Origin of the sequence: Brevundimonas sp. S1H14 (genome assembly GCF_047716865.1) — a bacterium.
Taxonomy (GTDB): Bacteria; Pseudomonadota; Alphaproteobacteria; order Caulobacterales; family Caulobacteraceae; genus Brevundimonas; species Brevundimonas naejangsanensis.
The window spans coordinates 2,988,103-3,008,508 of the sequence record NZ_CP136679.1 but is presented as its reverse complement, the minus strand read 5'-3'; the positions used below and the strand labels follow the sequence as shown (position 1 = coordinate 3,008,508).

Here is a 20,406-nt window from a genome sequence, read left to right as displayed (position 1 = left end):
TTCTAGAAGAACAGGGCCCGTCCCGCTGCAATGACGACGGCGGCTGTCACCACGGCGGCGAACGCCGCCGTGGCGCCAAGCCTCAACGCCCTGCCCAGCGCCCGACCCGGCGCGTCGTCATCCATGTGAATCTCCCTGATTGCGAACACCAAAGCCGTGCGGGCAGGGAACCGCAAGGGTGTACAGGGCAAAGAAAAAGGGCGGCCCGGTCACGGGCCGCCCTCCATCCTCGACAAGGCGTCGGGATCAGCCGGTGAACGGACGGATCAGGATTTCGACGCGGCGGTTCTGGGCCTTGCCCTCGACCGTATCGTTCGAGGCGATCGGATTGCGCGCGCTCATGCCGGCGACGTAGAGGCGCTCGCGCATCACGCCGCGGTCGATCAGATAGGAGGCGACCGACGACGCCCGGCGTTCCGACAGCGGCTGGTTGATCGCATCGCCGCCCGAGGCGTCGGTATGGCCGATCACGTCGACCATCGAGCGATCATATTCGTTCAGCACCCGTGCGACATCGTCCAGCACCGGCAGGAAGCGGGTGTCCAGCGAGGATTGGTTGGTGGCGAAGGTCACGTCTGACGGCATGCGCAGCACCAGGTTGTCGCCCTGGCGCCCCACGCCCACGCCAGTGCCCGAAAGCTCGGCTTCCAGCGCGCGTTGCTGGCGGTCCATGTACTGGCCGACCCCGGCCCCGGCCAGGGCGCCCACGCCTGCGCCGATGAGGGCGTTCTTGCGGCCCTGCTCGCCGCTGGAGGTGTTGGTCAGATAGCCCAGCAGGGCGCCGCCGACGGCGCCGGCGATCGCGCCCGTGCCGGTGTTGTTGCGACGCGGCGCAGAGCTGTAGGGGTCAGTGGTGGTGCAAGCGGCGGCGCCCAGCAGGGCGGCGATGCTCAGGCCTGTGACGGCAAGCTTGGCGCGCATAGGTGATCCTTTCGATAGTGATCCGGTCGCAGAAACGCAGGCCATATGGTGAAGGTTCCAATCTGTACCCGTCATGAACGGAACCGGCAGGGTTTTCACAGCGGTTGCGACCTCGGCGAGCGTTGACCGCACGGCCCCGGCCCCCCATCTGTAACAGCGGCCGGGCGCTTTGCCGATCGCGGGAGGCGCCGGACGGCCGAGGTCGCTTTTCCATGAGGACCCCATGACCACCCGCGCCGTGCTGTTCGACAGCCCCTTCCTGCTGGGCTTCGACCAAACCCGAGCCCTGATCGACCGCGCCGCCAAGGCGGCGGGCGAGAGCTATCCGCCCTATAACGTCGAACAGATCGGCGATGCGGCCGTCCGCATCACTCTGGCGGTGGCCGGATTCACGCCGGACGACCTTTCCGTCACCGTCGAAGGACGCCAGCTGACCATCACCGGCAAGCGCGAGGACGCAGGCCGCGACCCGCAGGCCTTTCTGCATCGGGGCATCGCCGCGCGCGGCTTCGTGCGCAGCTTCGTTCTGGCCGATGGGCTGGAGATTTCCGGCGCCCGGCTGGAGCACGGCCTGCTGCACGTCGAGCTGATCCGCCCGGAGCAGGAAAAGCTGGTGCGGCGCATCCCTATCACCACGACGGGCTGAATCAGCCGTCGAACCGCTCGGCTTTCCGGGCGTTCAGTCAAGCGTAAGGAGGCGGTCTTATGACGCCCATCATGACTAAAAAGGACTTCGCCGGTTTCGGCGCCCCTGATCTTGTTTACGTCCGCGCCATCCGCGCGTCGGACGTGATGGCCGACGCCCACGTGGAGCCGGCGGCCGATATCGAGATCGATCCCGACCAGATCCTCTACGCGGTGCACGGCGCCGACGGCGAGCGTCTGGCCGTCATGCTGGATCGTGAAACCGCCTTCGCCGCCGCCGTCGCGCACGAGCTGGAGCCGGTCTCGGTCCATTGATTTCTTTGGAAGAATAAAGGCGCGGGCCTGCTGGGCGCCGCGCCTTTTCGTTGGTCAGGCGGCCGTCTTGGACACGTCCTTGACGAACAGGGCGCGGATGGCGTCCACGGTCCGCGCCTGACGCAGTTGCTCGCGCAGTTCCGGCGAGCGCAGGGCGCGCGACACCGCCGCCAGAGCGCGCAGATGCTCGGCCCCGGCGTCCGTCGGCGCGAACAGGGCGAACAGCAGGTCCACCGGACGATCGTCCAGCGATTCATAGGCCACCGGCGTGTCCAGCCGCACGAAGACGGCGCACACCTGCTCCAGACCCTTGATGCGGGCGTGCGGGACGGCGACGCCCGAGCCCAGGCCGGTCGAACCCAGGGCTTCGCGTTCCAGCAGGGCCTCGAAGGTGCGCTCGGCGTCCATGCCGGTCGCGCTGGCGAAAGCTTCGGCGACGGCGTGCAGCGCCTGACGCTTGGATGACGCGCCGCCGCGCAGGACGATCCCGTCCGGCGACAACAAATCAGCAATGTCCATGACTACCCCGAAATCGGTACCCGACATGTGCGGAAGGGCGAGGGCCTTCTAGCGCCTTCGCCCCTCCAGCGGAAGTCTCTCAGCCGACCCGTTTCGCCGCGCCGTTCACCGTGCGCTCCGGGTCGATCCAGCCGACGTTGCCGTCCGGGCGACGATAGACCACGGCCAGGCCGCCGTGGGCGGCGTTGCGGAACATCACCAGCGGATAGCCGGTCATGTCCAGTTCGGCCACGGCGCGACCGACCGTGAGGGTGCGAATTTCGGCCTGGGTCTCGGCGATCACCATGCCCACGGGGGGCGGTTCATCGGGGCGACCCGCATCGCCGAATTCTTCATCCTCGACTGAATCGGGATCGCGGAAGACGGTCATGGCGGCGACTTCACGCGCAGCGTCTTCAGTCTTCTCGGGCGACAGGCCCTTGGGACCGATGTGGTGATCCTTCAGGCGGCGCTTATAGCGGCGGACCCGCTTCTCCAGCTTGTCCAGACTGTCGGCGAAAGCAGCCTGGGCGTCGCCGCCGAACCCGGTCGTCACCAGCGACTGACCCGAGGCGAGACGCACCCAGCAATCGACGCGGAAGCCATGGCGATCCTTGGAGACCACGACCTCGGCGTCCTGGGCGCCGCGGGCGAAATATTTGCCGATGCCCTCTTCGAGTTCCTGGGAGATGCGCGAGCCTAGCGCTTCGCCGACATCCACTTGTTTGCCGCTGACTTGTATCTGCATAGCCATACAACGCGACGGACCGCGTTTGGTGTCAACGTCGATCACCGATTTGTGGTGAAGCTTGGCGGGGGCGTGATCAGGCGGTCTTGAGCAGGCGGCGGCGCTGGACCGACGACGGAATTTTCAAGGCTTCCCGATACTTGGCGACCGTGCGCCGGGCGATGTCGATGCCGGCCTCATTGAGGATTTCGACGATCCGATCGTCGCTCAGCACCTCGCCGTCCGCGTCCTCGCCGTCGATCATGGTCTTTATCCGGCGGCGCACCGCTTCGGCCGAATGCGCGGCGCCGCCGTCGCTGGACTGGATGGCGGCGGTGAAGAAGAATTTCAGCTCGAACACCCCGCGCGGGGTGGAGACGTATTTGTTCGAGGTGACGCGGCTGACGGTGGATTCGTGCATCTCGATGGCTTCCGCCACCGTCTTCAGCGTCAGCGGGCGCAGGAACTCGACGCCGAAGGCCAGGAAGGCGTCCTGCTGGCGCACGATCTCGGACGAGACCTTGAGGATGGTCTTGGCGCGCTGGTCCAGCGACTTGACCAGCCAGCTGGCTTGGGCGGCGCAGTCGGCGACGAAGGTCTTCTCCGTGTCGGACCGGGCGCCCGCCGCGATCACCGAATGATAGCGTTTGTCCATCAGCAGCCGGGGCAGGGTGTCGGCGTTCAGTTCGACCCGCCAGCCGCCCGCCGGATCCGGCCGCACATGGACGTCGGGCACCACGGTCTGCGCCGGTTCGCCGCCGAACCCGGCGCCGGGGCGCGGCGTCAGGCCCTTCAGCTCGGCGATCATCTCGCCCAGGTCCTCGGCGTCGACGCCGCAGGCCTTGCGCAGGGCGGTCAGGTCGCGCCGCGCCAGCAGCTCCAGATTCTCCAACAGGGCGGCCATCGCCGGATCGAAGCGGTTGCGCTCGACCAGTTGCAGCATCAGGCATTCGGCGATCGAACGGGCCATCACCCCCGTCGGCTCGAACCCGTGGCAGACGCTCAGAATCGCCTCAACGCGGCTGATATCCACGCCCAGCCGCTCGGCGATCTCGCCCAGATCGGCGCGCAGATAGCCGCCTTCGTCCGTGGCGTCGATCAGGGTCAGGGCGATGCCGTGGTCGGCCGCCGACAGGCCCGCCGCCGAGGCCTGGGCCTGCAGATGCTCCCACAGGGTCAGGTTGCGATGATCGGGGCGCTCGCGCTCCTCGTCGTCAGCCATGCCGCCGGGGCCTGCGCGGGACCAGTCGTTGAGGCCCGGTTGGGCGGCCGCGCCGTCCTCCTGACGGTCGCTGACCCGTTCGCCGGGAGCGGCGTCGCCGTACAGATCGTCCGATGCGGCGTCCATGTTCTGGGCGTGGGCGTCCGACCCTTCGACGAATCTCAGCTCCGCCTCGCCGCCGTCTCCGGGGGCGGCGTCGTTGGCGGCGTCCGGCGCAGCGTCGCCGCCGGCGTCGGCCTCGTCGCGTTGCAGCAGGGGATTGCGTTCCAGCTCGGCCTCGACGAAGGCCTCCAGCTCCAGGTTCGACAGTTGCAGTAGCTTGATCGCCTGCTGCAGCTGGGGCGTGATGACCAGCCCCTGCCCCTGCCTGACCTCCAGCCTCTGACCGATCACGTCGCTTCAACCCCGCATGCAGGCGCTGTTGGCCCGCTTCTTGCTGGGGATCATGGCGCAGAGCCGTTAACGGGGGATGAGCGGGGCTTTACCTTGGCCCTGCGGCTCGGCCTCAGCCGTACATCTCGCCCAGATAGACGCGGCGCACCTCGGCGTCGGCGACGGCTTCGTCAGCCGTGCCCTCGAACAGCAGAGAGCCGGACGAGATGATTGAGACGCGGTCGATGATGTCCAGCGTCTCGCGCACATTGTGGTCGGTGATCAGCACGCCGATGCCCTGGCTCGACAGATAGCGGATCACCTGGCGAATATCGGCGATGGCCAGCGGGTCGATGCCCGCGAACGGCTCGTCCAGCAGCATGAAGCTGGGTCGCGCGGCCAGGGCGCGGGCGATCTCGACGCGGCGCCGCTCGCCGCCCGACAGGCCGGTGGCCGGGGCGTGGCGCAGGTGGTCGATGCGCAGCTCCTCCAGCAGGCGGGTGGTCTCGTCGCGAACCCCGGCGGCGGTCTTCTCGCGCAGTTCGACCACGGCCTTGACGTTCTGCTCGACCGTCATGCCGCGGAAGATGGAGGCTTCCTGCGCCAGATAGCCCAGGCCCATGCGCGCGCGCTGGTACATGGGCTGCTGGGTGATGTCCTCATTGTCCAGCCAGATCGAGCCGCTGTCGGCGGGGATCAGGCCGGTGATCATGTAGAAGCAGGTCGTCTTGCCCGCCCCGTTCGGCCCCAGCAGGCCGCAGACCTCGCCGCGCTGGACGTTCAGCGAGACGTCGCGCACCACCTGCCGCTGGCCGAAGCTGCGGGCGATGTGTTCGACGCGCAGACCCGTCGGATACGCGTTTTCGACCGCCGGCGCCGTCGGTTCGACGACGGGGCCGTCCAGGTTCAGGGCGGAGAGTTCCTTGCGCGCCACGCCGCCTCAGTTCCCTTGCGGATAGAAGACGCCCTGGACGCGGCCGTTGCCGCCGCCGCCCTCGATGCGCGCCGTCTCGGTGCGGACGTTGTAGACGAGGCGGCTGCCGGTCAGCACGCTCTTTCCCTGGGTCAGGATCACGTCGCCGGTCACCACGACGTTGCCGTCGTTCAGGGTGTAGACGGCGCGGTCGCCTTTCATGCTCTGGTCCGGGGTGACGAAGTAGACGCCGCCGCTGGCCTCGATGCGGTTCAGGTCGCCATTGGACGTAAAGCCCCGGATGGCGTCGGCCCGCAGGCGGTTGCCGCCCTGCGTCACCTCGGCCCGGCCGCGCAGCGAGAAGCCGTCTGGCGTATATTCGCCGCTGTCAGCGCCGTACTGGACCGGCTGGCGGCTGGCGTCGGCGCGGGTGCTGGCGTTCTGGGCCCCCGAAACGGCGGGCAGCATCAGGGCGGTCAGCAGGGCGGCGCCTGCGATCGTCAGCTTGGACTTGGACAGTTTCATCGGTCGGCTCCGGCGGGATTGATCGTCCCGGTTACCTTGTTTTCGCCCTGGCCGTTGAAGACGACCCTCTGGCCCTGATCATAGATCGCATAAGACGAAGCATCGATGCTTCCAAGGGGGCCGCGACCCTGCACCCCCTTGTCGCCGGTGACGACGCCGGTGTCGGTGTCCACCACGGCTTCGGGCGTGGTCAGCTCCCAGCCCGTGCCGCCATCGGAAATCTTCACGTTCGGGCCGATGACGACCTTGCGCTGGGCTTCCAGATAGGTCCCGCCGTCGGCGCTCAGTTCCGTCGTCTTGCGCGCGCCCAGGTTCAGCCTCAGCAACGGGCCGACCAGGCGGAAATGGCCGCTTGCCGGATCGCGCACCGCCCCCTGGGCCCCGATAACGAAGGAGCGCCCCTGCGCGTCCTGGCCGTGGAACATCGGGTTGTCGAGCCGGATCTCGCGGCTTTCGCTGGCCTTGCGCTCGACCCCCGACATGACGGTGCGGAACACGGTCCAGGTCAGGGCGCCGCCCGCCAGCATCAGGATGACGATGGGCAGGACGCGCCGATACAGCTTTACCCGCCGCGAGCGCGTGCGCCAGCGTTCGCCGGCGCGGGCGACGCGCACCTCGTCGGCGCGCTTCTGCTCGTCCTGGGCGTGCTGTTCGCTCATCGGCGTTTCAGGTCCGATCCTTCTAGGCGTGGGCGAAGATGTCGATCTCGTCCCAACCGGCCAGGTCGAGGCGCGAACGCATGGGCAGGAAGTCGAAGCAGGCCTGGGCCAGCTCCATGCGGCCTTCGCGCACCAGCATCTCGTTCAACCGGTTCATGATGACGTGCAGGTAGAGAACGTCTGAGGCGGCGTAGTCCAGCTGCGCCTGGCTCAGTTCGGCCGCGCCCCAGTCCGAGCTCTGCTGCGCCTTGGACATGTCGACCCCGGCCAGTTCGCGCGACACGTCCTTCAGGCCGTGGCGGTCGGTATAGGTACGCGCCAGCTTGGAGGCGATCTTGGTGCAGTAGACCGGCCGCGTCTCGACGCCCAGGTGCAGCTCGAACATGCCGATGTCGAAACGGCCGAAGTGGAAGATCTTCAGCACCTTGGGATCGGTCAGCAGCCGCTTCAGGTTGGGGCAGTCATAGGCCGGGCGGTTCAGGCGCACGACGTGGGCGTTTCCGTCGCCCGACGACAACTGCACCACGCACAGCGGATCGCGGCGGAAGCGCAGGCCCATCGTCTCGGAATCGATCGCCACCTCAGGGCCCAGGTCCAGGCCGTCGGGCAGGTCGCCTTCGTGGAAATAAACCGTCATGCGCGCAAACTCGTTCGTCGTTCAGGCCGCAACATAGACGAACCGCGCGCCACCGCCAGAACACAGGCGCCGGAACTCGGGCTCGACTTCGCCGTCGCGGCCGCAGGGGAGGAGAGATCAGGGCCGAAATGACAAACGGCGCCGCATCCTATCGGATACAGCGCCGCTTGAGAAATGGTGCCCAGGAGAAGACTCGAACTTCCACGACCGTTAAGCCACTGGCACCTGAAGCCAGCGCGTCTACCAATTCCGCCACCTGGGCCCGGTGGGTCGCCCCGCCGAGGGCCGGACTAATAGGGGGGACCCTCGGGGCGGTCAACAGGCTTTTTTCGCTTTCGTGAAAAAACTGCGCCGTTGACCAAAAGCTCCGGGAAATCCGCGCACTATCAGGCCAGCCAGACCATCATCCGCGTATCGGCGCTCTCGCCTCGCGCGCGGCTGAAGGCCGGACGGGTCTCGCCAGTATACAGGAACCCCGCCTTTTCCAGCACCCGGCCCGAGGCGGGGTTGTCCGCAAAGTGGCCCGCCATCAGGGCGCGGCGCTTCCATCGCGTCGAGGCCCAGACCAGAGCGCCTTGCAGCGCCTCGGTCGCATAGCCGCGGCCCCAGAACTCGCGTCCGATCCAATAGCCGGTCTCGGGCACGGTGTCGGCGTCGTGGAACATGCCGACGACGCCGACGGGGCCGTGGTCCTCGTGCTCGATCAGGAAGGTGTTGGCCTTCTTCGGGTCCTGCGACGCCACCTGCAGCACGAAATCCTCGGCATGGTCGACGCCGAAGGGGTGGGGCATCCGCTTGGTCATGCGGGCGATGTCGTGGTCATTGGCCAGGGCCGCGATCCGCGACACGTCCTGGGCGCCGGGGGCGCGCAGCAGCAGGCGCCGCGTCTCGACGACGGGAGAGGTTTCGATCACGCACATGGTTCGGCCTCGATGTCTTCGGCGCCGCCTCCTTGGAGGGCTCGGACGGCTTTCGAGGCGGGGAAACGCAAACGGGGAGCCTGGTGATCCAGACTCCCCGCGGAATATTTTCCCTTGGTCCGGATCGGCTGCTGTCGAGAGCAACGCGATCCGGGGAAATACTGTCCTGGCTTCGCGTTACTCGGCGGCCATCGCCTGGGCGTCGTCGTTGGCCGGGAGAATCGACACGTAACAACGGCCGCCACGTTTGGTCGTGAACTGCACCGAGCCGGTCACAGTGGCGAACAGGGTGTGGTCGCGGCCCAGGCCGACGTTCGTGCCCGGGTGGAATTTGGTGCCGCGCTGACGCACGAGGATGTTGCCGGCCAGCACGTGCTCGCCGCCGAATTTCTTCACGCCAAGGCGCTTCGACTCTGAGTCGCGGCCGTTACGCGACGAACCGCCAGATTTCTTGTGAGCCATCTTGCTGCTCCTCTTCCTTGGTGCGCTACCGCCCGTTCGGGCTGCTTGAGCGCTCCATCTGTCCTGCTAGGCGCTGATCCAGCGCCGGTGAAAATCTTAGGCTTCGGCGCCTTCAGAGGCCTCAGCCTTGGCGGCCTTCTTGGCCGGAGCCTTCTTGGCCTTCGGGGCCTCGGCTTCGACAGCCTCGACGCGCGGGGCCAGGCCGCGGGCGCGGGCGTTGATCTCAGCCTTGGTGATCAGCTCGACCTTGCCGTCCCACTTGGCCTTCTCGCCGGCGCCTTCGATGCCGGTGATGCGCAGGACCGATTCCATCTGGCGATGGCCGTTCGTGCGGCGATAGCCCTGACGACGGATCTTCTTGAAGATCTTGATCTTCTCGCCCTTGCGGGTCTCGATCAGCGTGGCTGCGACAGCGGCGCCGTCGATCAGCGGAGCGCCGACCGTAACACCCTTGTCGCCGCCCAGCATGAGGACTTCACCGAAATTGACGGCAGCGCCAGCGTCGCCGTCGATCTTCTCGACAACAATCACATCGCCCGGTTGAACCCGGTACTGCTTTCCGCCGGTCTTGATCACCGCGTACATTAGGAAGCCTCAGCGTGAACGCAAAAATGGATGCGCCCGCCAGGAGACCCTGCGGGCGAAGAGCGGCGACATATACGGATGGTCACGGAAGAGTCAACGTGAAACGGACGCCCAAGGGGGCAAAACCCGCCTGAAACGGGTTCTGAGCCGACTCTGTGGCCGCGATGCACGGGCGTGCAAGCGCGGGCCGAGTTCGAAGCCCCTTATATATGAAGACGCGACGTGGCGCCGCGGACGAAGATTCTTCGCCGATTCTTCTCGACCGTTATAAGGTAACACTCTAAGGGAGCGGCCATGTCCTCTCCCGATCTCGCCGAGCCGGTGCTGCTGTCGCTTCTGGGCGGCGGCTTCGTCGCGGCCTTCCTGCACGCGGCCCTGCCGACCCACTGGCTGCCGTTCGTCCTGGTCGGACGGGCGCAGCGCTGGAGCGTGGCGCGGGTGATGACGACCGTGGTGACGGCCGGATTGGCCCATATCGCATCCACGGCCCTGGTGGGATCGCTGATCGTGGCGGCGGGCCTGGCGTTGAACCGCTGGGTCGAGGGCCTGCTGCCGCATCTGTCGGCGGGCCTGCTGTTCCTGTTCGGCGCCTTCTATCTGGCCAAGGCGTCGTTGAAGCGTACGGCGACGGCGGGCGGACCAGCGATGGACGCGGGCGAGGGGGCCGGGCCTGCCGTCTCCGACCGGGCGGCCTTTCTGGGGCTGGTGCTGATGATGGCGGTGACGCCGGGCGAAGTGCTTCTGCCTATCTATCTGTCCTCGGCGACCGAAGGCTTCTGGGCTCTGGGCCTTCTGACGCTGGTGTTTGCGGCGGGGACGGTGCTGGGCATGACCCTGCTGGCGGCGCTGGCGACGGCGGGCTACTCCATCCTGCGGCTGGAGCGGTGGGCGCGCTATGAAGGAGCCATTCTGGGCGGGGCCCTGATCCTGATCGGCTTCCTGGTGCTGACGCATCAGCACTGAGTTTCGATAGGTTATATATTTACATTCAAAGACTTGTGTCCTGCGGGGCTTGACCTTGCCGCGTGGGAAGACCTAGCTGGACGGACATGGCGCACGAACACGCACACGGTCATGAAGGCCACGATCATTCCCACAGCCAAGGGCATGGCCAGGGTCATTCGCACAGCCACAGCCACAGCCACAGCCACAGCCACAGCCACAGCCACAGCCACAGCCACGGCATCGGCGGCCATCATCACGGCCCGACCGACACCGGCGACTGGCGCTACGCCGTCGGCCTGATCGTCAACCTGGCCTTCGTCGCGGTTGAGTTCATAGCGGGCTTCATCGCCGACTCCACCGCCCTGATGGCGGATGCGGGGCACAATCTTTCAGACGTTCTCGGCCTGGCGATGGCCGGCGGCGCGGCCTGGCTGGCCCGGCGCGCGGCGGGGGCCAGACGCACCTACGGCTACGGCAAGGCGACGGTGCTGGCGGCGCTGGGCAACGCCCTGCTGTTGATCTTCGCCTGCGGCGCCATCGCCTTCGAGGCGGTGCGTCGTCTGGCCGAGCCCGCGCCGGTGGCCTCGGGCATGATCATCGCCGTGGCGGGGATCGGCTTCATCATCAACCTGGGCACGGCCCTGATGTTCATGAAGGACCAGCACAAGGACCTGAACGTGCGCGGCGCCTATCTGCACATGATGGCCGACGCCGGGGTCTCGCTGGGCGTGGTCATCGCCGGCGTCGTCATTCTGTTCACCGGCTGGGCCATGATCGACGGGATCGTCAGCCTGATCATCGTCGCCGTCATCATGATCGGGACCTGGGGGCTGCTGAAAGATTCGGTGAATCTGGCGCTGGACGCCGCGCCCAACGGCCTCGACGTGGCCGAGATCCGCAGCGCGCTTCTGGCTCTGCCGGGGGTGACGGCGGTGCACGACCTGCACGTGTGGGGCCTGTCGACCACCGACGCCGCCCTGACCGCCCATCTGGTGCATCAGCGCCCCGACCCCGACGCCCTTCTGGCCGAGGCGCAAGGGCTGGCGCGCGGCCGCTTCGACATCAGCCACACGACGCTGCAGCTGGAAACGGGCGTCCTGCCGGATTGTCCGACCTGCTGAGCGGTTTCGCCTCTTCCCAAGGCGGCCCTCAGCCGCCATCTAGCGAGCCATGACCCAGAAGACACCCGTGACCGTCCTCACCGGCTACCTCGGCGCCGGCAAGACCACCCTGCTGAACCGCATCCTCACCGAGGACCACGGCAAGCGCTACGCCGTCATCGTCAATGAGTTCGGCGAGATCGGCATCGACAACGACCTGGTGGTCGGCGCCGACGAGGATGTGTTCGAGATGAACAACGGCTGCGTCTGCTGCACGGTGCGCGGCGACCTGATCCGCGTGGTCAACGGCCTGATGAAGCGCCAGCGTCCCGGCAAGCCCGCCTTCGACGCCATCATCGTAGAGACCACCGGCTTGGCCGACCCCGGCCCGGTGGCCCAGACCTTCTTCGTTGACGACGAGGTCAAGGCCAGGACCCAGCTGGACAGCGTCACGGCCCTGGTCGACGCCAAACACGTCATGGCGCGTCTGGATGACTCGAAAGAGGCGCGCGAGCAGGTCGCCTTCGCCGACCGCATCATCCTGAACAAGATCGATCTGGTGGACGAGGCCGCTCTGGCCGAGGTCGAGACCCGTCTGCGCGCGCTGAACCCTCTGGCCCCCATCGTCCGCGCAGAGCGTTCGAACGTGCCGCTGGACCAGGTGCTGGGCCTGCACGCCTTCGATCTGGACCGCATCCTTGAGGTCAAGCCGGACTTCGTGAATCCGCCCCACGGCGCCGAAGGCCACGTTCATGATGAACACTGCGGCCACGGGCATGACCATGCCGAGGACCATGTCCACGACGAGCATTGCGGTCATGACCATGACCACGATCATGCGCGCGGCCCACGCGGCCACGCCCACAACGACGACATCAAGGGCATCTCCCTGACGCTGGACCGCCCGCTGAACGGGGCCAAATTCACCGCCTGGCTGGACCGCCTGCTGGGCGAGCAGGGCCAGAACATCCTGCGCGCCAAGGGCATCATCGACGTTCAGGGCGAGGATCGCCGTCTGGTCTTCCAGGCCGTGCACATGATCCTCGAAGGCGACCTTCAGCAGCCCTGGGGCGAGAAGGAGCGCCGCTGGAGCCGCGCCGTCTTCATCGGCCGCGATCTGAGCGAGGCTGAGCTGAAGGCCGGGTTCGAGGCCTGCGTGGCATGAACCCGCCGCCCCGCCCGCGCGCAGAAGCCAAGCTGATCTACGGCACGCCCGAGTTCGAGATCGTGCAGCACGGCGACCACGTGCGTTGCGCGGTCTCGGGCGCGCCGATCCCGCTGGAGGCCCTGAACTACTGGAGCGTCGAGCTTCAGGAGGCCTACGTGTCCGGCGAACTGATGACGAAGCGCTGGGTCGAAACGCATAAATAAACCCTCTCCCGGCGGGAGAGGGCTTGAGCGCGCGGCGGCGCAGCCGTTGCCCTTGCGCGAAAGGGTGAGGGGCTTGTCCCTTCAGTCGGCGTCAGCCGTCGCGCCACGGCCCTTGGCCGACTTCACCCCCGAACCCTCACCCTTTCGGCTGGCGGATCGCCTTCGGCTCCCCGAGCCTCAAGCCCTCTCCCATCAGGAGAGGGTGTTCAGCCATTCCGTCATCACCCGCGCCAGCGCCTTCGGCTGTTCCAGCGGGATCATGTGGCCGCTGTGCGTCACCGTCTTCAGCGTCGCGCCTGCGATCCCCCGCCGCAGCTCCTCCGCCTCCTCAGCGCTGCGCAGACGATCCGCATCCGCCGCCACGATCAGCGTCGGCTGAGCGATCTCCCCCAGTCGCTCCAGATCGCCTGCCCGCGCCATCGCCGACTGGCGGTGAAACACCTCGCCGCCCAGCCTCAACCCCATGTCGCGCACCCGCGCGATCATCGCCTGGTCGTTCGCCAGATCGGGGTGCAGGGACGAGACGATGGCCGGTCGGCTCAACCCCTTGAAGGCCTTCGGCGGCGCCTTCAGCGACGAGCGCCGCTGGCGGATCAACTCTTCCGTATCCCCGCGCGCCGAGGTGGCGATCAGGATCAGGGCCTCCACCCGCTCCGGCGCGATCCGCGCCAGCTCCCGCGCCACATAGCCGCCCATTGAGAAGCCCACGGCGACGAACCGCTCCGGCGCATCGGCCAGGATCGCCGCCGCCATGCGCTCGATATCCTTGCCCCGGCTGAGGTCGGTGGCGACCAGCGGCCCGAACGGGGCCAGATCGTCGGCCATTTCGTCCCACAGGGTCGCATCGGCCATGAAGCCGGGAATGAGCAGCAGGGTCATGGCCCCCTCATAGACCCGCCACGCGACAGACGCGACGGGGGAGGTTATGAGGCCCCTCTGACTTTCTTTGCGTGTGCGAGCCGACATGACGACCTTCTCCTTCGACGCCCAGGTCACAGCCGCCCTGTTCGACAAGACGGGCGCGATCTTCGCCCTGGGCGACGGCTCGGTGCGGTTCGAGAGCGGCGCCCGCAGCGAGGTCCATGACGGCGCCGTCCTGTGCGCCTGCGTCCATCCCTCGGGCGAGGGGATCGTCACCGGCGGCGACGACGGCAAACTGGTCTGGAGCCGCGAGGGCGAGGCCGTACTGCTGGCCCAGACGAAGGGCCAATGGATCGACGCCGTGGCCGCATCGGCCGAGTCGGGCCTGATCGCCTTCTCCTCGGGCCGCGCGCTGACGGTGCTGGACAGCAAGGACGTGGCTTTCCGCCGCGACTTCCAGCATGAGCGCACCGTCTCGGGCGTGGCCTTCGACCCCAAGGGGCGCCGCATCGCCGCCTCGACCTATGGCGGCGCCTGGCTGTGGTACGCCCGCATCGAGCAGCAGCAGCCGACGAAGCTGGCCTGGGCCGGGTCGCACCTGGCGGTCGGCTTCTCGACCGACGGCGCCTTCGTCGTCACCTCCATGCAGGACAACCAACTGCACGGCTGGCGCCTGAAGGATCAGAAGAACATGCGGATGGGCGGCTATCCGTCTAAGATCAAGAGCTTCGCCTTCATGGCCAAGGGCCAGCTTCTGGCCACCTCGGGCGCGCAGGGCGTGGTGCTGTGGCCCTTCGTCGGCGCCAACGGCCCAATGGGGCGCGAGGCGACCGAGATCGGCTATGACGAGACGACCCTGATCGCCCAGGTCGCCGCCGCCCCCGCCCACGGCCGTCTGGCGGCGGGGCTGGAAGACGGGCGCGTCTGGTGGGCCGATCCGGCCGGGCGCGGCCTTCAGTTCGTCAAACAGGACAAGGGCGCCCCCATCACCGCCCTGGCCATGAGTTCCGGCGCCGCCCGCATCGCCTGGGCGGATGAAGACGGTCACGCGGGCGTGGCCTCGCTCTGATCGCGCTTGCGCTGAAGCTTGGCTGAGGCAGGATGACGGCATGACCCGCGCAAAGGGCCGCAGGCGGCGGCCGATCCTGACCCTGCTCGTGATCCTGGCTCTGTTCCCGTTGGCCGGGGTGGCGGTGCATCGCTTTTTGCCGCCTCTCGCCACGATCCTGATGGTCCAGCAGGCGGCGGCCGGGCGTGGCATGGACTATCGCTGGCGCTCGCTGGACCGCATCTCGCCGCGTCTGGTCGAGGCGGTGATCGCCTCTGAGGACGCCCGTTTCTGCCAGCACCACGGCTTCGACGTCGAAGCCATCCAGAAGGCGCTGGAGGCCAACGAGCGCGCCGAACAGCGCGGCTCGGGCAAGGTGCGCGGCGGCTCGACCATCAGCCAGCAGACCGCCAAGAACGTCTTCCTGTGGCACGGCCGCGACTGGGTCCGCAAGGGGCTGGAGGCGGGCTACACCGGCCTGATCGAGATCGGCTGGGGCAAGCGGCGGATCATGGAGATGTATCTGAACGTCGCCGAATGGGCGCCGGGCGTCTATGGCGCCGAGGCCGCCTCGCGCCACTGGTTCAACAAGAGCGCGGACAAGCTGACCGCGCAGGAGGCCGCCCGTCTGGCCGCCATCCTGCCCAGCCCGCGCCGCTACAACGCCGCGGCGCCCGGCCCCTACGTTCGCCGCCGCGCCGCCCGCATCCAGGCGGCCATGGGCACGGTGCGCCAGCAGGGTCTGGACGCCTGCGTCGACCGCCGCTGAAGCCGGCCGTTTCGCAACCCGCCGTTAACCGTGAACTTGGGGCCAAGCCTTAACGGACCCGCGTCATGCTAAGGCGGACTGCGGACCTGGGCGTCTGCGCGCGAGACGGGATTTCACGGTGAAACACGGTCTGAAACGAGCTGGGCGCGGTCTAAGCCTCTTTGTCCGCCGCCTGATGCGCCAGACCCAGGGCAATGTCGCCCTGATGTTCGCTATCGCCCTGCCGATCCTGATGATGATCACCCTGGGCGCCATCGACCTGCATCAGGCGTCCAAGGTGAAGGCCGAGCTTCAGGACGCGCTGGACGCCGCCGCCCTGGCCGCCGCCCGTTCGATCTATGCTGACGACGCCAACATCAACCGGGTAGGCATGGCCGCGCTGAAGGCCAATATGCCGCGCTATTTCCAGGCTGGTTCGGCGGATACGGCGACCTTTGTCCTGGCGAACAACCGAGTGACTGGCGAGGCGCGCGTCAATGTGAAGGTGCTGGTCGCCAACGTCTTCCTGCCGCCCTACGGCAAGCTTCTGGACGACTATCTGCCGGTCGGCACCCGCTCCGAAGTCCTGCGCGCCTCGCGCAACGTCGAGGTGGCGATGGCGCTGGACATCACGGGGTCGATGGACAACTGCACGCGCAACTGTCCGCCGACGTCCAAGCTTCAGGACCTGCAGGCGGCGGCCAAGGATCTGATCGACATCGTGGTTCAGGACCAGCAGACGCCCTTCTACTCCAAGGTGGCGCTGGTCCCGTATGCGGCGGGGGTGAACGTCGGGTCGCTGGCGGCTCAGGCGCGTGGGCCGCTGGACAGCACGACCCGTTCCGTCACGGCCGCGTCGTGGGTGAGCGGGACCGTGCGCACGATTACGAGCATTTCGCGGGCCTCGCCGACGACCATCACCTCCAACGGCCACGGCTTCGTCAACGGCGATCGGGTGGTGCTGTGGAACGTCCAGGACATCGCGGGCCTGAATGGGGTTCCCTATGAGGTGGTGAGGATCTCCAACAACCAGTTCCAGCTCAGGACGCTGTCGGCGTCGGGCGCGGCCTCCAGCTATCAGGGCTCGTCCACCAGCACGACGAAATCGGCCTATGTCGCCAAATGCGTGCGCAGCGACTGCGGCCTGACGCTCACGGTCGGCAGTCACGGTCTTTCGCTGAACGACCATGTCCGCCTGACCAGCATGGGAGGTCTGGCCCAGTTGAACGAGGCGGGGTTCCGCGTGGCGAGCGTCAACGGATCGCAACTGGTTCTGGATACGACGCGCAGTCTGGGTCTAGTCCGAACCTCAAAGGGCGGCGTCTCCTATTCCAGCGGCGGTCAGCTGATGAACGGGCGCGACGGCGCTGAATGGCGCGTCTTCTCCACGGCGGACGGCTACGTCAACGTGCTCGCCTCCAGCACCTGCGTCAGCGAGCGCGTCGGGGCCGAGCGCTATACAGAGGCGCGGCCGTCCACCGCCTATGTCGGCCGCAGTTATCTGGACTCGGGCAACGCCTGCCCCAGCGCCGCCATCACCCCGCTGACGGCCAGCGCCAGCGCCCTGAAGACCAAGATCGACCAGATGCGCGGCGGCGGCTCGACCGCAGGCCAGATCGGCATCGCCTGGGCCTGGTATATGGTGTCGCCCAACTTCGCCTCCCTGTTCGACGGGGCGGGCAAGCCGGGCGCCTATGCGCCGACGGAGACGCTTAAGGTCGCCATCCTGATGACCGACGGTGAGTTCAACACGCCCTTCCGCGACGGGGTCATCGGCCTGGACGCAGGAACGGGCAGCGGCGCCCTGAACACCCACATCAACCTGAACTCCTCCAACGGCGATCCTTTCGCCCAGTCGGTCGAACTGTGCCGGGCGATGCACGCTCAAGGCGTGGTGGTCTATACGGTCGGCTTCGACCTGGGCAGCGACACCGGCAGGCCGAACGTCATCGACAGCGCCCTGGACGTCATGGAGGCCTGCGCCACCAACAAGAACACCCACTTCTTCCAGGCCAACAGCGGCGCTGATCTGAAGGAAGCCTTCCGCGCCATCGGCCGCGACATCACCCGCCTGCGCATCGCCCGCTGAGGCGGGGTCTCGCCAAGGCAGGGCGAGGGCATGAAAAAGGGCCGGCGGATCGCTCCGTCGGCCCTTTATCGTTGCCATCGTTCCGCCCAATCAGATCAGGCGGATTTCCTTCAGGCGCTCGGTCAGGAAGTCCTCGGCCAGGATGGTCTTGCCCGCATAGCGGTCCGGGTTCTCCGCCGTGACCGTCGAGGGCAGGGTCTCGATCGGGAAGTCCGGGTTGAAGTGCAGGAAGAAAGGCGTCGAATAGCGGGCGAAGCCGCGACGCTCGGGGGCCGGATTGACCACGCGGTGCGTCGTCGACGGCAGCACGTGGTTGACCAGCCGCTGCAGCATATCGCCGATGTTGACCACCAGCGCCCCCGGCGGCGGGGCGATGTCCAGCCACTCTCCATCCGAGTCCTTGAGCTGCAGCCCGGCCTCTTCGGCGCCCAGCAGCAGGGTGATGACGTTGATGTCCTCATGGGCGCCCGCGCGCACGCCCTCGGCGTCGGCCGGGATCGGCGGATAGTGCAGCAGGCGCAGCACGCTGTTGCCCAGCTGGACCTTGTCCTCGAAATAGGCGTCGTCCAGCTTCAGATAGCGGGCGATGGCCTTCAGGATGCGGCGGCCCAGCGTGTCCAGACCGTCGTACAGGCCGTAGACGTGCTGCTGGAAGCCCTCGACCTCGGCCGGCCAGACGTTGTCGCGCATGTATTTGCGATAGGGGTGGCCCTCCGGCAGTTCGCGGCCAGTGTGCCAGAATTCCTTCAGGTCGACCGCCTTGGCGCCCTTGGCCGCCTCGACGCCGAAGGGGGTCAGGCCGCGCGCCCCGCCGGTGCCGGGCTGGTGGTATTGGCGCTTCACGTCTTCCGGCAGGGCGAAGAAGGCCTTGGCGTCGTTGACGGCGGCGTCGATCAGCCCCTGATCCAGACCATGATCGGCGATGACGGCAAAGCCGTAGCGTGAAAAGGAGGCGCCCAGAGCGTCCGAAAAGGCCTGAAAGTCGGCGTCATAGTCCTTCATCGACACCGGGACGATGGCGCGGGTCTTGGCCTGATCTTCGGCGGAGACGGCGGTGAGGGAAGAGGTCACTGTGAAATCAGCCTCTGTGATGGTGAGTATGGCGGCCCTCATACGCCCAAAGACGGCGAAAGGGCAGATGGGGCGACTGGCGCCTTTGGTCCCAGGTCAGTCCTGCGGGATCACCGCCCGGATGACGCGCGCCGAGGACGGCCGTCCGGCGATGCCCCGGCGCGGATCGACCACCACGCGCAGGTCGCCGCCGGAATAGGTCACCGACGAGCGCTGCCCCTCGATGACGGTGATGCTGCGCAGCCGGTCCAGGAAGGGGCGGGCGCTGGGCGAGCGGGCGATGCGGACCACGGCGTCGGTGGTGACGATCAGGGCCTCGATGCACAGGGCCTCGGATTCCTGGCCGTCCACATTGATGCGGACCAGCCGGCCCATCGCCTCGGAGACCAGTCCGCTGCGGCGCGCCATCAGATTGAACATTTGCACCGGCCCCAGCGACGGCGGCGCCAGACTGACCGGCGGCCCGGCCAGCGACACCGGCGAGCCGCCGGGCGTCCGCGTCGTATAGACGGTGATGCCGCCCCCGGCGGTGACGCGCAGCACCTGATCCCCGGCGTCGTTGCGATAGATGGTGTCGCCGCGCGGCGCCGAAGACGGGCGCAGGGCCCAGGTCTCGGTCGAGCGCTCGAACCGCAGCAGGGTCAGCGACCCGGCCTGATCCAGCACAAAGGCCTGCCCCGCCTCGGAGACATAGCGTCCGGGCGGCGGGGTGGTGCGAATGACGGACTGGTCGCGGATCGCCCGGCTCTGCTCGGCCTGGGCGTTGGAACGCGTCTGAGCCTGCGCCTCGGCCGCTGCGATCCCGCAGGCCAGGACGATGGCCAGGGCGATGGCCAGTCCGGCCGTCGCCCCGCTGCGGCGCCAGGCGCGCACGCAGACGCTCCCCGCGACACGAGGCGTCGCGAGGAGGACGGCAGGCGGATTCTCCGCCACGGCTTGGACCGCAGACCTCATGCTTTCAGAGGTGATATGCGCGAACGGCGGATTTTGGGCGAACGCGGCTTATCCAACCAGGTACTGCCCGCCGTTGAGCGACAGGGTGCAGCCTGTGACATATCCGGCACGCTCGCCTGACAGCCAGGACACCATGTCGGCGATCTCCTCGCCCTTGCCCAGGCGACCGACGGGAATCTGGGCGACGATGGCGTCCAGCACCTTCTGGTCCATCGCTCCGACCATTTCGGTGTCGATATACCCTGGGGCGATGCAGTTGACCGTCACGCCCTTGCGCGCGTTCTCCAGCGCCAGCGCCTTGGTGAAGCCGATCATCCCGGCCTTGGCGGCGGAATAGTTGGTCTGGCCGATCTGGCCCTTCTGGCCGTTGATCGAAGAGATGTTGACGATGCGGCCGAAGCCCCGGTCGCGCATGCCGTTGATCACCTGGCGCGTCATGTTGAACACGCTGTCCATGTTGACGCGAATCACGTCGGACCACTGATCGGCGCTCATCTTGTGGAAGAAGCCGTCGCGGGTGATCCCGGCGTTGTTGACCAGCACGTCGATCGGGCCCAGCTGCGCCTCGACCTCCTGCACGGCGCGGGCGCAGTCGTCGAACGAGCCGACGTTGCCCTTCACCACCATGACGCCCAGTTCGCGGGCGGTGGCCTCTGCGGCCTCGGTGTTGCCGGAATAGCCGGCCGCGACCTGAAACCCGTCTTCCTTCAGTCGTTGAACGATCGCCTTGCCGATGCCCCGGGTGCCCCCGGTGACGAATGCGGTACGCGTCATGACGTCTCCCTGTCCTGTGCGGCGGCCGTCGTGGTCGCGACGCC

25 protein-coding genes and 1 tRNA gene are annotated in these 20,406 nt (G+C 67.5%); 9 read left to right on the top strand and 17 right to left on the bottom strand.

All coding sequences use genetic code 11. The features are described from left to right. Positions 1-2 precede the first annotated feature (2 nt). Both RSD66_RS14595 and RSD66_RS14590 read right to left on the bottom strand, forming a co-directional pair. The gene (locus RSD66_RS14595) at positions 3-125 is read right to left on the bottom strand and encodes a hypothetical protein (protein ID WP_272866969.1); all 123 of its coding nucleotides are present in this window, start codon (positions 123-125) and stop codon (positions 3-5) included. Between the two features lie 121 nt (positions 126-246). Further along, positions 247-921 carry an OmpA family protein gene (locus RSD66_RS14590; protein WP_024354490.1) on the bottom strand — a complete coding sequence of 225 codons (675 nt, stop codon included), beginning with the start codon at positions 919-921 and terminating at the stop codon, positions 247-249. 223 nt (positions 922-1,144) lie between these two features. Between RSD66_RS14590 and RSD66_RS14585 the strand changes: the two genes are divergently transcribed. Together RSD66_RS14585 and RSD66_RS14580 are read left to right on the top strand one after the other, a co-directional pair. Further along, positions 1,145-1,567, top strand: a complete 423-nt coding sequence (locus RSD66_RS14585) for an Hsp20 family protein (protein ID WP_024354491.1) — start codon at positions 1,145-1,147, stop codon at positions 1,565-1,567. A gap of 59 nt (positions 1,568-1,626) precedes the next feature. Next, the gene (locus RSD66_RS14580; protein ID WP_003169641.1) at positions 1,627-1,881 is read left to right on the top strand and encodes a DUF1150 family protein; all 255 of its coding nucleotides are present in this window, start codon (positions 1,627-1,629) and stop codon (positions 1,879-1,881) included. A 54-nt stretch (positions 1,882-1,935) separates the two neighbouring features. Here the strand turns inward: RSD66_RS14580 and ptsN are convergent, their stop codons facing one another. The 11 genes from ptsN to rplU form a co-directional block, all read right to left on the bottom strand. After that, positions 1,936-2,400 (bottom strand): PTS IIA-like nitrogen regulatory protein PtsN, encoded by a 465-nt coding sequence (gene ptsN, locus RSD66_RS14575; protein WP_024354492.1) that lies wholly within the window; start codon positions 2,398-2,400, stop codon positions 1,936-1,938. Between the two features lie 79 nt (positions 2,401-2,479). Continuing rightward, positions 2,480-3,127 carry a ribosome hibernation-promoting factor, HPF/YfiA family gene (gene hpf, locus RSD66_RS14570; RefSeq protein ID WP_024354493.1) on the bottom strand — a complete coding sequence of 216 codons (648 nt, stop codon included), beginning with the start codon at positions 3,125-3,127 and terminating at the stop codon, positions 2,480-2,482. A 76-nt stretch (positions 3,128-3,203) separates the two neighbouring features. After that, the gene (rpoN, locus tag RSD66_RS14565; RefSeq protein WP_415288434.1) at positions 3,204-4,721 is read right to left on the bottom strand and encodes an RNA polymerase factor sigma-54; all 1,518 of its coding nucleotides are present in this window, start codon (positions 4,719-4,721) and stop codon (positions 3,204-3,206) included. 112 nt (positions 4,722-4,833) lie between these two features. After that, positions 4,834-5,634, bottom strand: coding sequence for an LPS export ABC transporter ATP-binding protein (gene lptB, locus RSD66_RS14560; RefSeq protein WP_415288433.1), 801 nt, complete (start codon positions 5,632-5,634; stop codon positions 4,834-4,836). Positions 5,635-5,640: 6 nt separating this feature from the next. Next, the gene (locus RSD66_RS14555; RefSeq protein WP_024354496.1) at positions 5,641-6,138 is read right to left on the bottom strand and encodes an LptA/OstA family protein; all 498 of its coding nucleotides are present in this window, start codon (positions 6,136-6,138) and stop codon (positions 5,641-5,643) included. Next, the gene (gene lptC / locus RSD66_RS14550; protein ID WP_024354497.1) at positions 6,135-6,797 is read right to left on the bottom strand and encodes an LPS export ABC transporter periplasmic protein LptC; all 663 of its coding nucleotides are present in this window, start codon (positions 6,795-6,797) and stop codon (positions 6,135-6,137) included. The genes RSD66_RS14555 and lptC overlap by 4 nt, the downstream gene beginning before the upstream one ends. A 22-nt stretch (positions 6,798-6,819) precedes the next feature. After that, the gene (locus RSD66_RS14545; protein WP_024354498.1) at positions 6,820-7,434 is read right to left on the bottom strand and encodes a ribonuclease D; all 615 of its coding nucleotides are present in this window, start codon (positions 7,432-7,434) and stop codon (positions 6,820-6,822) included. Between the two features lie 175 nt (positions 7,435-7,609). After that, positions 7,610-7,696 (bottom strand) — tRNA-Leu (locus RSD66_RS14540). A gap of 124 nt (positions 7,697-7,820) precedes the next feature. Next, positions 7,821-8,354: a GNAT family N-acetyltransferase gene (locus RSD66_RS14535; protein ID WP_415288432.1), complete on the bottom strand. Its 534-nt coding sequence runs from the start codon at positions 8,352-8,354 to the stop codon at positions 7,821-7,823. A gap of 177 nt (positions 8,355-8,531) precedes the next feature. After that, complete coding sequence (gene rpmA / locus RSD66_RS14530; protein WP_024354500.1) at positions 8,532-8,816, bottom strand: 50S ribosomal protein L27; 285 nt, start codon at positions 8,814-8,816, stop codon at positions 8,532-8,534. Between the two features lie 96 nt (positions 8,817-8,912). Beyond that, entirely contained in the window at positions 8,913-9,401 is a 489-nt protein-coding gene (gene rplU, locus RSD66_RS14525) for a 50S ribosomal protein L21 (RefSeq protein WP_415288431.1), read from the bottom strand. A gap of 294 nt (positions 9,402-9,695) precedes the next feature. Between rplU and RSD66_RS14520 the strand changes: the two genes are divergently transcribed. The 4 genes from RSD66_RS14520 (at position 9,696) to RSD66_RS14505 (ending at position 12,817) form a co-directional block, all read left to right on the top strand. Beyond that, entirely contained in the window at positions 9,696-10,364 is a 669-nt protein-coding gene (locus tag RSD66_RS14520) for a hypothetical protein (RefSeq protein WP_024354501.1), read from the top strand. A gap of 86 nt (positions 10,365-10,450) precedes the next feature. Next, positions 10,451-11,467: a cation diffusion facilitator family transporter gene (locus tag RSD66_RS14515; protein WP_415288430.1), complete on the top strand. Its 1,017-nt coding sequence runs from the start codon at positions 10,451-10,453 to the stop codon at positions 11,465-11,467. Positions 11,468-11,516: 49 nt separating this feature from the next. Further along, the gene (locus tag RSD66_RS14510; RefSeq protein ID WP_415288429.1) at positions 11,517-12,611 is read left to right on the top strand and encodes a CobW family GTP-binding protein; all 1,095 of its coding nucleotides are present in this window, start codon (positions 11,517-11,519) and stop codon (positions 12,609-12,611) included. Further along, complete coding sequence (locus RSD66_RS14505; RefSeq protein ID WP_415288428.1) at positions 12,608-12,817, top strand: DUF2093 domain-containing protein; 210 nt, start codon at positions 12,608-12,610, stop codon at positions 12,815-12,817. The genes RSD66_RS14510 and RSD66_RS14505 overlap by 4 nt, the downstream gene beginning before the upstream one ends. A 192-nt stretch (positions 12,818-13,009) precedes the next feature. Here the strand turns inward: RSD66_RS14505 and RSD66_RS14500 are convergent, their stop codons facing one another. After that, complete coding sequence (locus RSD66_RS14500; protein WP_415288427.1) at positions 13,010-13,696, bottom strand: alpha/beta fold hydrolase; 687 nt, start codon at positions 13,694-13,696, stop codon at positions 13,010-13,012. 85 nt (positions 13,697-13,781) lie between these two features. Here RSD66_RS14500 and RSD66_RS14495 point away from each other — a divergent pair, with 85 nt between their 5' ends. The 3 genes from RSD66_RS14495 (at position 13,782) to RSD66_RS14485 (ending at position 17,563) form a co-directional block, all read left to right on the top strand. Continuing rightward, the gene (locus tag RSD66_RS14495) at positions 13,782-14,747 is read left to right on the top strand and encodes a WD40 repeat domain-containing protein (protein WP_415288426.1); all 966 of its coding nucleotides are present in this window, start codon (positions 13,782-13,784) and stop codon (positions 14,745-14,747) included. Positions 14,748-14,787: 40 nt separating this feature from the next. After that, the gene (mtgA, locus tag RSD66_RS14490) at positions 14,788-15,495 is read left to right on the top strand and encodes a monofunctional biosynthetic peptidoglycan transglycosylase (RefSeq protein WP_415288425.1); all 708 of its coding nucleotides are present in this window, start codon (positions 14,788-14,790) and stop codon (positions 15,493-15,495) included. A gap of 175 nt (positions 15,496-15,670) precedes the next feature. Continuing rightward, positions 15,671-17,563: a pilus assembly protein TadG-related protein gene (locus RSD66_RS14485; protein WP_415288424.1), complete on the top strand. Its 1,893-nt coding sequence runs from the start codon at positions 15,671-15,673 to the stop codon at positions 17,561-17,563. Positions 17,564-17,653: 90 nt separating this feature from the next. On the opposite strand, the gene RSD66_RS14480 is transcribed toward RSD66_RS14485, so the two are convergent. From RSD66_RS14480 to phbB, 3 genes are all read right to left on the bottom strand, one after another. Further along, positions 17,654-18,676, bottom strand: a complete 1,023-nt coding sequence (locus RSD66_RS14480) for an isopenicillin N synthase family dioxygenase (protein ID WP_415288423.1) — start codon at positions 18,674-18,676, stop codon at positions 17,654-17,656. A 54-nt stretch (positions 18,677-18,730) separates the two neighbouring features. Next, positions 18,731-19,507 (bottom strand): DUF4908 domain-containing protein, encoded by a 777-nt coding sequence (locus tag RSD66_RS14475; protein ID WP_415288422.1) that lies wholly within the window; start codon positions 19,505-19,507, stop codon positions 18,731-18,733. Between the two features lie 129 nt (positions 19,508-19,636). Then, positions 19,637-20,362, bottom strand: coding sequence for an acetoacetyl-CoA reductase (phbB, locus tag RSD66_RS14470; protein WP_003169616.1), 726 nt, complete (start codon positions 20,360-20,362; stop codon positions 19,637-19,639). Positions 20,363-20,406 lie beyond the last annotated feature (44 nt).